The sequence below is a fragment of the Klebsiella sp. CTHL.F3a genome (genome assembly GCF_019890895.1).
In the GTDB taxonomy this organism is placed as follows: domain Bacteria; phylum Pseudomonadota; class Gammaproteobacteria; order Enterobacterales; family Enterobacteriaceae; genus Klebsiella; species Klebsiella grimontii.
In genome coordinates this window covers 3,086,262-3,098,524 of the sequence record NZ_CP082360.1, presented here as the reverse complement: position 1 = coordinate 3,098,524, position 12,263 = coordinate 3,086,262, and the positions used below count along the sequence as shown (strand labels likewise).

At 57.0% G+C, this 12,263-nt stretch carries 10 protein-coding genes; 6 read left to right on the top strand and 4 right to left on the bottom strand.

Annotation, left to right across the window (positions count from 1 at the left end):
- The first annotated feature begins 4 nt into the window (after nt 1–4).
- Both K7H21_RS14480 and K7H21_RS14475 read left to right on the top strand, forming a co-directional pair.
- Nucleotides 5–703, top strand: coding sequence for a GntR family transcriptional regulator (locus K7H21_RS14480; RefSeq protein ID WP_004120246.1), 699 nt, complete (start codon nt 5–7; stop codon nt 701–703).
- A 92-nt stretch (nt 704–795) separates the two neighbouring features.
- A complete protein-coding gene (locus K7H21_RS14475; protein WP_227632192.1) occupies nt 796–918 on the top strand; it encodes a hypothetical protein in 123 nt (40 codons plus the stop codon).
- Between the two features lie 238 nt (nt 919–1,156).
- Here K7H21_RS14475 and ttrA read toward each other — a convergent pair whose 3' ends face one another.
- Genes ttrA through ttrB form a run of 3 tightly spaced genes read right to left on the bottom strand, consistent with a single transcriptional unit; the run spans nt 1,157 to nt 5,966 of the window.
- Nucleotides 1,157–4,222, bottom strand: coding sequence for a tetrathionate reductase subunit TtrA (gene ttrA, locus K7H21_RS14470; protein ID WP_223035163.1), 3,066 nt, complete (start codon nt 4,220–4,222; stop codon nt 1,157–1,159).
- A complete protein-coding gene (gene ttrC / locus K7H21_RS14465; protein WP_112165023.1) occupies nt 4,215–5,237 on the bottom strand; it encodes a tetrathionate reductase subunit TtrC in 1,023 nt (340 codons plus the stop codon). Before ttrC ends, ttrA begins: the two co-directional genes overlap by 8 nt.
- A complete protein-coding gene (gene ttrB, locus K7H21_RS14460) occupies nt 5,238–5,966 on the bottom strand; it encodes a tetrathionate reductase subunit TtrB (protein WP_223035162.1) in 729 nt (242 codons plus the stop codon).
- Nucleotides 5,967–6,143: 177 nt separating this feature from the next.
- On the opposite strand from ttrB, the gene ttrS reads away from it, so the two are divergent.
- From ttrS to K7H21_RS14440, 4 genes are all read left to right on the top strand, one after another.
- Entirely contained in the window at nt 6,144–7,916 is a 1,773-nt protein-coding gene (gene ttrS / locus K7H21_RS14455) for a tetrathionate respiration histidine kinase TtrS (protein WP_223035161.1), read from the top strand.
- Nucleotides 7,891–8,478, top strand: coding sequence for a tetrathionate respiration response regulator TtrR (ttrR, locus tag K7H21_RS14450; protein ID WP_004120256.1), 588 nt, complete (start codon nt 7,891–7,893; stop codon nt 8,476–8,478). Before ttrS ends, ttrR begins: the two co-directional genes overlap by 26 nt.
- A gap of 168 nt (nt 8,479–8,646) precedes the next feature.
- A complete protein-coding gene (gene yncE, locus K7H21_RS14445) occupies nt 8,647–9,705 on the top strand; it encodes a 7-bladed beta-propeller protein YncE (RefSeq protein ID WP_049115258.1) in 1,059 nt (352 codons plus the stop codon).
- 15 nt (nt 9,706–9,720) lie between these two features.
- Complete coding sequence (locus tag K7H21_RS14440; RefSeq protein WP_049115259.1) at nt 9,721–11,709, top strand: TonB-dependent receptor domain-containing protein; 1,989 nt, start codon at nt 9,721–9,723, stop codon at nt 11,707–11,709.
- Nucleotides 11,710–11,760: 51 nt separating this feature from the next.
- Here the strand turns inward: K7H21_RS14440 and tolA are convergent, their stop codons facing one another.
- Nucleotides 11,761–12,183, bottom strand: a complete 423-nt coding sequence (tolA, locus tag K7H21_RS14435) for a cell envelope integrity protein TolA (RefSeq protein WP_004120265.1) — start codon at nt 12,181–12,183, stop codon at nt 11,761–11,763.
- Between the last annotated feature and the right edge of the window lie 80 nt (nt 12,184–12,263).

The window sequence follows — 12,263 nt, the reverse complement described above, 5'->3', positions numbered from 1 at the left end:
CGAAATGAGTGAAAAATTGACGCCGAAGCAGCGTGAAGTGAATCGGGTGGTGGAAGCGCTCACCCAGGCTATTGGGCAGCATAAGCTGCGTCCAGGGACGCGTTTGATTGAAGCGCAAATTGTTGAGGCGCTACAGGCTAACCGTAATCATGTGCAGACCGCGCTTCAGCGGATGGCTGGCCAGGGGATTGTGACGATTGAACCGAATTACGGGGCAATGGTTGCGCGGCCAACGGCAAAACAGGCCCGCGAGGTCTTTATTGCCCGTAACGCCATCGAGTGCGCGATTATGTCCTGCATCACGCCGGAGAAAATGGCGCTTTTCGCCGAAGAGATTGCCTGTCAACAGCACAACGAGCACCAGTCGCTGCACGCGCAGGATCGGCGGCGTATTGTTTATGAGCTGGGTGCATTCCACGAGCTGATGGCAAGAATCGCGGATAATGACGTGCTGCGCGATATCCTGAATAATTTAATGGTGCTGAGTTCGTTGATTGTAATGCTCTATCAGCAGGATGTGACGACGCATTGTCAGTGCGATGAACACAGCAATATCATTGCCGCGCTGAAGGCCGGGGATTCGCTTCGCGCCCAGGATCTGATGCGAGAGCATCTTAACGACCTACTGCAGCAGCTCAACCTGGACGAAACCCCGCAGAATTTTATGACGCTGTCGCAGGCGCTGGAGATGGGGGAAGGGTAATTCGAGAGAAATGCATGTCCCCATTGAGGTGATGATGTGGCGTCATGAGTGAGGAATTTGACTAGTTAACGACGCGTGAGATTGCAAATGAAATGGATACGAGTATTTACAGCATGCGCTACTTGCTATGCCAAATGGAAATGACGGGAGTCGTGATAAGTATTAAAACAGGCAAAGGCCGGAGTCATACACTGCGTTGGAAATTAGCTAGCTAGTTCTTAAAAAGAATATTCAAAATGCTGTGTCATGCTAAATTGATAATAACGTCAATGTATTATTCAATCTTCCTCTAAAATGATCGGCTAACTTCAATAATTTCAACGCCAGCCCTGTCCGGGAAAGGTTTTAACTGAGAATGACCGGTAGGTTTGCTGTTTACCTGATTCGTTTTGTTTCAGGAGGCTAACCGCAAACCTAACGGTCTCAGTTGTTCGGACAGTGAAGCGATGGGGGCTATACCCGCTCAATCCTTGCCGGCAACCCCTGACGCACCGCCGCGCCGGAGACCCAGTCAAGCCAGGTGTTGCTCACCTCTCGCGTGGGGTCCGCGAATCCCAGATCGTTAAGGTTAATACCTGATTTGACCTGCTCTGCGACAGGCATAGCCTTGCCGTCGAGGAGGTGCCGCGCCGCGCCCATTTCGCGATGCCCGTAGCCGTGTTCAATCGCGATAACGCCGGGCATCACCCCACTTAACAGGCTAATGACAGCTTCAACCTGGCCGCCGGGCGTGGATATGCGCACTCTGTCGCCATGCGCCACACCGAAACGGCGGCCGTCCTGTGGGTTCAGCGCCACCAGGTTGGTCGGCTTGAGGTGATGCAGGCGCGGGATCACCGTTGAGGCGCTGCCCATGGTGTTGGATTTAAATGAGATCAGCTTCAGCGGCCACTGCTGTCGCGGGAAAAGCGCTTCGACAGCGCGTCCGTCGGACAATCTGGCCGGATACCATGCCGGGCAGCCGCTGTAGCGCTCGCCGGTGATGGCATGGCGATGGGCGGCAACCTCCGCGTTCCAGATTTGCAGCGGTTTTTCCCACAATTGACCGACGCTATTCTCCGCTCGACCGCTTTTGTCCGGCGCGAAGCGCCCGCCGCGGGAATAGATAAAGGCTACCCGGCTCACTTCTTCCGCTTTCAGGGTCTGGCTAATAACCGGCAGAATACGCTGCACCCCGGTCAGCGTCAGATCCTCGCTGCTGGCCTCGGCAACCGGCGCTTTACCCATAAACGCAATATTGGCGGCCATGCGCAGGTAATAGTCCTCAGCCCGGTTGAGTGGATAGCGGTTACCCTGAGCATCGGTAATGGCGTTTTCGCCAAATCCGGGCAGATCAAGACGCTTCGCCACCGCGATGCAAAATTCCTCCATTGACACTGGCTCACCGTCAGCGGTTTTTGCGGTGGCGGCAGGGACGATCGGCCAGCGGGCGGTGGTGGCTTTACTGGCGACGCCAGCCCACGGCGCGCTGAACCCCCAGCTTTCGAAATTATGGGTATCGGGAACGATATAGTCGGCCAGGGCGGTGGTTTCGTTCATAAAGGCGTCGATAGCGATAAACAGAGGTAGGCGCCGCGGATCTTTTAACTTCTCTTCAGCGACGGTCCGTAACCCGGGCACGCCATACAGCGGGTTGGTCATATTGGAGATCCACGCCTTCAGTGGATAAGGGTAACCTTCGAGCGCCGAGGTCAGTAGCTCGGTCAACTGCCCGGCGACGAATGGATACCATGGAGCTTTGGCCGGGTAGGGGGAGACGCCCGCCGCCGCCTTGCGGTGATACTCTTCAGAGGATTCATACGCTGTTTTGCTGCGTGCGATGCTGAGCCCTTTCGGCTTCACTTTACCGACAAAGCTCTCCAGGTTGTAACGCGGGCCGTCTGTCGCGCCGTTGAATTTGCCGCCGCCGACAAACACGCCGCCTTCCAGGCTGAGATTCCCGATTAACGCATTAAGCATCATGACCGCCCAGGCGTTGTAGAATCCGTTGCCGGCCATCATGCCGCCGTGGGTAATGACCGCGGCTTTACGGCCATGACGGGTAAAGGCATCCGCCAGCGCCGCGATCTTATCTTCCGCGACGCCGCACTGCTGGCTGTACTCCGCCAGGGTGAGCTTTTCAGCGGACTCTTTCAGCAGCTGGAAGCCGCTTTTGACCGTCACGCTGCGCCCGTCCTGCAGGGTTAGCTGGCGCGTTACAAAGAGCGCGCCGCGCCGGCAGCCGCTGGCGGCGACAGCATCACCGCTTTCGTTAACCACCACCGGTTCGCTGGCTCCCTCCGCATTCAGGTGAGCAAGGGTTAGATGCTGCCCGGCCAGCTCGGGCTTATCATCGGCGATCACCAGGTGTGTCGCATTGGTCCAGCTCTTTTCACCGACCAGCTTCATTGCCTGTGCGCCCGGTATTGCCAGATAGTCGGCGTTGTAGCGCTGGTTTTCGATAATCCAGCGGATCATTGCCATCGCCAGCGCCGAATCGCTCCCGGGGATGACCGGCAGCCAGTGCCCCCGATCGTCTGCCATCACCGTGGTGAGCGGCAGCGCGGGGGCGACAACGACATACTGAAAGTCATCGCGCAGGCGGGCGCTGGCCAGCTGTCTGGCCTGGCGTTTAAACGGATTGCCGGACTGGGCGGGTGAAGTACCCATAAACAAGGCAAACTCGACGTTGTCCCAGTCAGGCTTCACGTGCGGATTTTTATCCAGATCGCCCATTAATGCGCCGGAACCCGCACGATAGGCCAGCCCGCAGTAGGAGCCGTGAGCGCCGAAGTTTTTGCTGCCGAAGCTGTTCAGCGCAAAACGGCGTAAAAAGGTATCGCGCCCGTCGTCGCTGGTATTGGTGACCAGTAGCTGGTTGGTTTTTGGGCCGAATCCCGGATGCTTTGGATCGATGGGCGTTGTCGGCGCATAAATGGCGCGCAGGCCATCAACATGCCCCTCGCCAAACAGATCGCCGCCTTCCACCACCTCTTTTACCAGTTGATCGAAGCTGATGCGCTGCCATTTCCCTTCGCCGCGCTTACCGACGCGCTTCATAGGTTCAAGAATACGCAATGGGCTGTACAACCCCTCCAGCAGCGTCGCACCGCGCGCGCAGGCGGTAGAGCGGGCGTCTAGTCCGCTTTCGCCCGCCAGCTGCGCCATCGCGATTGAAAAAGGAACGGAGGCGTCAATGTGGTGTTCATGAGAGAGCGGATGATACGGGTTGCCGGCAATGCGCAGCGCTTTACCTTCTTTGCTATCAACCCTGACGCGCACGCCACACTGGGTCCAGCAGCCAAAGCACTGGGTCATCGAAATCACCTGTTGCGGATTTGGCTGCCAGCCGGAACTGACCTGAGCTTCCGGGATCAGCGCGTTGCCGAAGATACGATCGCGGGTCACTTTCCCGGAGGTGCCGTTGAGCAGGCCGTCAAGGGCGCGCTTTGCCACCTCCCGATAGCTGAGGGCGAAAGATGCCATTCCGCCTGCGGCCAGGCCCACTTTAAGCCACTGACGACGGGTTAAATTAGTCATGTTGCCTTCTCCTGGCGAGTCCGTTCACGGTTTCACTTACAATAATCAGCAGCGCAATCCACAGGCCGAAGGTGCCAAGGATTGCGAGCCAGCCGTCGGTACCGACCGGCAGGGTATAGGGATTAAACTGGGCATTAAACTTAGGGATAGTTTGCCCCTGAATCAGCAGCGTCCAGCGCATCAGCCAGCACAAGGCCATGGCGCTACTGGCCTGTAAAGCGCGAAGGGGGAGGTTGAGCGAATAGCGCAGCGCATGAATAGCAAAGCCCAATGACATCAACCAGAAGGCAAACCAGCCGAAGGCGTAATGACGGGCTGAAGACGAGATAGCCAGCCATTGCCGTATCGCGGTGCCGGACAGGGTATCGCCGCTGACCCACATCGCCACCACCACGGCCAGCAGGATCAGCGCCGAGAGCTGCCACCGCGCCAGGCGCCGCTGAAGGGGAAAATCATCGCGTGTTGCCACAATCAGCAGGGCGAAAAAAGTTTGCAGCGCGCTAAAGAACATCGCCAGTGGGAAGGCGTAGCTGAACCAGACCGGTCGGGCCAGAACAACTGAAACTTCACGTCCGGTATAGACCAGCAGGCCAACCGCCGTGAGGGCGCTGGCAAGCGCAACCCATTTAGTGACACTGTAACTTTTATTGAAAAGCTGTTTGATCCACTGCGCCACAAACCACCAGCCTAAAAACAACGTGAACAGCGGCAGAAACAGTGCCCCCCATGGCATCCACGACCAGGGCGTGGGGTAGGCGTAAAAGTGCCAGAAGCGGGCGGTCTGATGCAGATCCGCCGTTAGCGCCAGCGGCGCGGTAATCGCGCAGGTCAGCGCAATCAGCAGCGTTAGCCTTTCCAGCGTTTCATCGTGTCTTTTGCGCCAGTGAAGCAGGCAGGCAAACAGCACCGCGCAGGCGGCAATGCCAATAAAAAAGAAATACTGCACCGCCCACGGTAGCCAGCTCACCTCTTGCGGACGCGCCAGCACCTCTTCGATCATCAACGTATGCGTCATTCAAACCTCCTGCCAGAGCGCGGGTTGGGCATGTCCCATCAACGGGGTAACAAACGCCTCGTCGAGTCCGAGATAGAAAACGTGGGGGACGGTAGCGTTTTCCGGCTTCAACACCTTGATGGCGTCATGGTGCAAAGCGAGCATCTGCGAGATGCGGCTTTGAGGATCCTGGATATCACCGATGATCCGCGCGCCGCCGACGCAGGACTCGACGCAGGCGGGGAGCAACCCGGCCTCCAGGCGATGAACGCAGAAGGTGCACTTATCGGCGGTTTGCGTCTCATGGTTGATAAAACGCGCGTCATAGGGGCAGGCCTGGACGCAATAGGCGCAGCCGACGCAGCGGGTGTTATCCACCACTACAATGCCATCCTGACGCTGAAAGGTGGCCTGCACCGGGCAGACCGGCACGCAGGGCGGGTTATCACAATGGTTGCACAGCCGCGGTAGCAGGACGTTGGTGATCCGATCGTCCAGCTGCACCTGATATTGATTAACGTGAGTGCGAAACGCCCCCAGCGGCGTCTGATTCTCAATTGCGCAGCTGACGGTGCAGGCCTGGCAGCCGATGCAGCGCCGCAGGTCAACCAGCATGGCATAGCGGTGTCGGGAGGCGCCTTCGCGGCGGGCTGGCGAAAAGGGAAATTTCGCTTCCGCCAGCGGCACCAGAGACGCGCCGGCGGTCAATACGCCCAACTGCGTCAGAAACTGTCGTTTACTGCTGTCCATTTTTTCCCCTCGGGTGGCAATAACGAAACATTTGTCACGTCATTGTTTTGCATGTGATGAATAAACAATGTTGATGATTTACAGTGTAAAAATCGCGGCGAGGTCAGCTCTATTGTGGTTAACCACATACCCGGCGGGTTGTTGATCTAAAACAACATAATGAACAGGGACAATCGAGTGAGAGCGAAAACGGTGCAGCATCTGACGCTGCTGGTGACGGCGCTCCTGCTGAACAGCAGCGGGTGGGCGGCGTCGTGGAATATCGGCGTTCTGGCCATGCGCGGCGAGGTCTTAACCCGCAGCCACTGGCAGCCGCTGGAGGTGGCGCTCAATCAGCAGCTAACGGATCAGCAGTTCCATATTCAGCCACTCGATCTGCAGCAGATGCAGGAGGCGGTCAATAACGGCGCGGTGCAGTTCGTGGTGACCAATCCGGCGCAGTTTGTCCAGTTGAATAGTCATTCTTCCCTGCGCTGGCTGGCCTCTTTGCGCTCTTCGCAAGGGACAGGCAACGTGATCGGCAGCGTTATTTTGACTCGTCGCGACAGCGGTATTGCGTCGCCGGCCGATCTGATCGGCAAAACGGTAGGGGCCATCGATCCTCAGGCGTTCGGCGGCTATTTATTGGGATATAAGGCGCTGATCGATGCCGGGCTGCGGCCGGAACGCGATCTGCACCTGCGCTTTAGCGGGTTTCCCGCCGACGCGCTGATCTACCTGCTGCGTGAACAGGCGCTGCAGGCGGCGATTGTGCCGGTGTGCCTGCTGGAAAAAATGGCTAATGAGGGGCTGGTGGATAAAGGTGATTTTACCGCGGTCATCGAGCGGCCAGCGGCGATGCCTTGTTTAACCAGCACCCCGCTGTATCCCGACTGGTCGTTTGCCGCGCTTCCGGCGGTGAGCGACGCGCTGGCGGATCGGGTGACCCGCGCCTTGCTCAATGCCCCGGCTAACGCCGCCTTTCACTGGGGAGCGCCCGCGTCGACCCGCCAGGTTGAAGCATTGCTGAGCGAAGTTCAACAGCACCCCCAGCAGCGACGGCTGTGGCTTGAGGTAAAAAGCTGGCTTATCCAGCACCGGTTAATCATGGGCGGCATCGGGCTGGCGCTGCTGTTGCTGACGTTGAATTATATCTGGGTGATGCTGCTGGTGCGGCGACGCGGGCGACAGCTTGAACGCAACGCCATCCGTCTGCGCGAGCAGGAGCAGGCGCTGCAAACGGCGAGGCAGATGAGCGTATTGGGTGAAATGACTTCGGGATTCGCTCACGAATTAAATCAGCCGCTGTCGGCTATCCGCCACTATGCGCAGGGCTGCACGATCCGTTTGCAGAAACAGGATCCGCAGCATCCCTTGCTGCTCGCGCTGGGCCATATCGACCAACAGGCTCAGCGCGGGGCGGAAACGCTGCGCAACCTGCGCCATTGGGTTAGCCAGGCGCACGGGAAGCCGGGACGCACGGAGACCTGGGAACGCATCAGCGTTCGTCAGGCCATTGACCATGTCTGGCAGTGGCTGCGAATGCCGCAGCAGTTTCCCGGGCTGTTGCTCAACAGCGATGTCGATCGCCCGTTAACGCTCGTCTTACCGCCGGTGCTGCTTGAACAGGTGCTGGCGAATCTGATCCTCAATGCGGCGCAGGCCGGGGCGAAGATGCTGTGGATTGACGCCCTTCGCGATGCCGGAGGCGTGAAGATCGTCCTGCAGGATAACGGTGGCGGTATCGCCGGAGCGCAGCTTGCACAGGCGTTTCAGCCGTTTGTGACCAGTCGTCAAGAGGGGATGGGGCTTGGGCTGGTTATCTGTCAGCGGCTGGTCCGCTATGGACGGGGGGAGATAAGCCTGACAAATCAAGCGGCACCCGATGGGCAACCCGGTGTCACCGTGGTACTGACATTCATGCAACAAGAAGCGCGGAGCGGCAATGGCGATAATTTATCTACTGGATGACGACCTGGCGGTGACTCAGGCATGTGCTTTTTTACTGGAAAGCCTGGGCTACGAGGTAATGTGCTGGGCAGAGGGGGACGCCTTCCTCGCGCAGGCCGATCTCTACCGGACCGGCGTTGTCCTGCTGGATATGCGGATGCCGACGCTGGATGGTCAGGAAGTACATGAGGCGCTGCGCCAGTGCGGCAGTACCCTGGCGGTGGTCTTTCTGACCGGACATGGCGACGTCCCGATGGCGGTAGAGCAGATGAAACGCGGCGCGGTGGATTTTCTGCAAAAGCCGGTTTCGCTAATGCCGCTGCAGGCGGCGCTGGAACATGGGCTCGCGGTCTCCGGCGAGCGCTTTGCACAGAAAAAAGTCGTCGATTGCTATCAGCGGCTTACGCCCAAAGAGCGGGAGCTTGCGCTGCTGGTGGTGAAAGGGCTCATGAACAGGGAAATTGCGCAGGCGATGAACATTGCCGTACGCACGGTGGAGGTCCATCGGGCGAGGGTGATGGAAAAGATGCAGGCGGGGAGTCTGGCGGAATTAGTCAGCATCTTACAGCCGGTTATCTCGTGATTTTATTGATTACGCTGAATGCAGAGTGGCGGGTTCCCGGCGTCAACAAAGCGGCGGTTGATATCAGAACACAAAAATTGGTAGGGAAGATGCAGGTAAACGTAATTGCAAATGATATTTATTTTCATTAATGTTTGCATTCCGTAAACTACTGTAAAGAAAAATTACATGTCAACCGCATCTCTGAAGCAGGTCGCGCGCCGCGCGCTGGTCATTTCGTTTTGTCTGCATGCTCTCTCCGCCTCGGCTAAGGATTTCAGCGAGCGGGAATTCCTCACTCAGTCTCTCGGCCACGGCGTTTATGAGCTGGCTTATGATAACGGTCAGAAGGCGCTGTATGCCGCTTCCGCACCCTCGTTTGATAAAGATAAAACTGTGGGGCTGGTCTTTCGACTGACGGCGGATTCTCTGAGGATTGATGAGAAAATCGCCACCGAACGCCGCGCCTTTGCGCTCTCTCTGGATGAAGAAAACCATATCCTGTATTTGGGCAATGCGCTGGATGGTTCGCTGACGCTGCTGGATACGCTGACCAATAGGGTGATTAACACTATTCAGCTAAGCGATGATTCAGATCCGGAGAAACAGGCTCACGTCCGTGAAGTCGTACTGGATAAGCTAAACCAGCGTCTGTATGTGTCAGGGATAGGGCGCAAGGGCCAGGGCCTGCTCTGGGTGGTCGATACCCGCAAGCAGCAGCTGATTGACACGTTGAAGAACATTGATCCGGTGGGGTTTGCCGTTGATACCTCGGGTGAAAAGGTTTATGCGGTGACCGGCAACGGGGAGTTGGTTACCCTCAATGGCAAAACGTCGAAACTGCTTTCCCGGGTGAAGGTTGACCCGGCTGAATCTGACCACTACTTCCTCAATATCGCCCTGAACACCGTCGCCGGAGTCGGATATATCGCCGATACCAATACCCGCGATGTGCTGGTGGTGCAACTGGACTCCGGCAAGCTGGTCGATCGTATCGCTTCGCCAAACTCCATCGCCGTGCTCTATCACGCCGGGCGCGATGAAATCTATGTGACCCATCGTAACGATCGCTCGATAAGCATCATCGACGCGAAAACCAACCATCTTAAACACACCATCAAAACGGCGGCCATGCCCAACAGCCTGGCGCTTTCAGCGGATGGCGGAACGCTCTATGCCAGCGTCAAACAGGACGAAAAAAGCAACCTGGCTGACTACGTTCTCAAGATTGATCTAACTAAATTTTAAGGATTTTTTGTGACGATGAAAACACGCCTGGACGTGGCGGTGGCGCTCGCCTTGAATCTACCCGCGGCAGCCTTCGCCGCAGATGGCGCTGTAGTAAATGAAGAACAGATGGTAGTGACCGCCACGGGATTCAGCCAGGAGAGGCGCGAGGCGCCGGCGACGATCTCGGTGCTCGATGAGAAGGCGCTGAATACCCGCTCAAATCAAAACATCACCGAAGCGTTGCGCGAGATGCCTGGCGTGCTGGTGGGCAACGGTCACGGCAGCCTGGCGACCGGCGATGTACAGATGCGCGGTATGGATTCGACCTATACCTCGTATATGGTGAACGGCATCAAGCAATCTACCCGCGAATCTCGTCCCTACGGGCATCATATTGGGACGGAAGCGGCGTTTATGCCGCCGCTGGCCGCTATTGAACGAATCGAGGTCATTCGCGGGCCGATGTCTTCGTTGTACGGCTCTGACGCTATTGGCGGCGTGGTCAACGTCATCACCAAAAAGGCGTATAACCTCGACACATGGACGGGGGTGCTGGAGGATAATTACTTCCTGCAGGAGAAAAGCGAATACGGCAATACTAACCAGACAAACGCCTTCTTTATGGGGCCGGTCGTGCCGGGTAAACTCGGGGTCAGCGTGGGCGCAGATTATCTTGACCGTCGCGACGATGACAGCCCGACCCAAGAACGTTTTGTTAAACATCAGTCCGGAAATCTGGATGCCACGATTTCTCTGTCGCCAACCGATACCCAGCTCTGGGATCTGAACGCCACCAAAGGTAATCAGGAGAAAACCCATAATGATAAAGAGTGGTACTGGGGTTTTGACCGCGATGCGGCATCGCTGTCACAGCATGCCTGGTACGGTGATGACCTGCTGGAGGTGAAGAACTTTATCAGCTACGAAAAGGCCCGCACGGAGTACCGCGTGCCCGGCATGGACCCGCAGTTTATTAAGCAGAATAATTTTGAGGCCAATAGCGCGAACACCTTTACGCTGGGCGATCACAAGCTGACGTTAGGCGTCAACTTTACGCGCAACGAGCTGAATGACACCTTCGGTATCGCCGACAAACAGGCGCCTGGCGTCACCCCGGTCAGTAAAATTACCCGCCACGGCTGGGCGGTATTCGCGGAAGACGCGTGGATGATCGTCCCGGACTTTACCCTGACGACCTCGGCGCGCCTCGATCATGATAGCTATTTCGGTTATCACGTTACGCCTAAGCTGTACGGTAACTGGACCATTGACGAAACCTGGGCGCTGAAAGGGGGCGTGTCCGCCGGCTATAAAAAACCGGATTTACGCCAGAATAATGCCGGTTTTACCAGCGTCTATGGGGCTTATCCTTATTCTGAAATCGGTATTGGCAACGACGATCTCAAGCCGGAACAAAGCATCAATACCGAGCTGGGCGTGTACTGGCAGCGGGATGCCCTGGCGCTCGACGCCACCCTTTTTTACACCAAATTTAAAGATAAAATCAGCGACCATACCATCTGTACTTCATCGGCTACCCAGAAGTGCCAATACAATGGCTATACCGCCGATAGCGTGTCGCAATATATTAACGTCGGTGATGCGCAGATCTACGGTGTGGAGCTGAACGGCGACTGGCAGGTGACCGCAGCGCTGAAGGCAAACGCCAACTATACCTACACCCACAGCGAACAGAAAAGCGGTGAGTATAAAGGCTATGCGCTAAACGATTTCCCCAGCAGTATGGCCAACGTTTCGCTGACGTGGAACACCACTTCCGATCTGGAACTATGGACCAAGGCCAGCTGGCGCAGCAGATCGCCGGATATCGGCAAGTCCAGCTCAACGGACGCCTACGCGCTGGTGGATTTAGGCGCGCGTTACCACCTGACTAAGCGCGTCACCCTGATGAGCGGGATCTACAATCTGTTTGATGTAAATCCGGTTTACACCACCGCCTACAGGCAGACGGCGATGCTGGAAGGGCGGCGCTATAATTTCGGCGGGCGCATTGAGTTCTGACAATAATGCAGGGGCCGAATGGCCCCTGCGAAATGATTTCACAAAGAGCTGTCAGGGCCTGAAGTCCAGAACGGGATGACTGAATGTTTGATAGGTTTTTTCGTCTGGCGCAGGCGGGATTTTGGCTTGTTTCAGCGCGGACATCACCTGCGCGCATAGTGCCGGATCGCCGTTCTCGACCGTTGGATTCTGCACTGTCCCGTCACGCTGTAGCGTTAAGCGCACCGAGCATGTTTGCCCTTGCCAGGACGCCGTCTGGTCTATGTTAGCGAAGACAGCCGCCTGGATCCGCGCCAGATAGCGTGAGGCATTGGCCTGCGGTGAAGTATCTGAACCCGTTTGATAATCGCGAAGTATTTTATCCGCTTCTGCCGATATTTTAGCGTCTTCGGTGCTGTCCGGCGCAGAAGCACTACCCGAGCAGGCGGAAAGGAGTAAAGAGAGGGTGCAAATGAGCAGCGGGCTGATTTTCATGAACAGGGTAATGCCTCCTTGCTGGCGACGAGATATTCCGGATACGAGGCGGTTATCCTCTGTTATTCCGCGATATTATT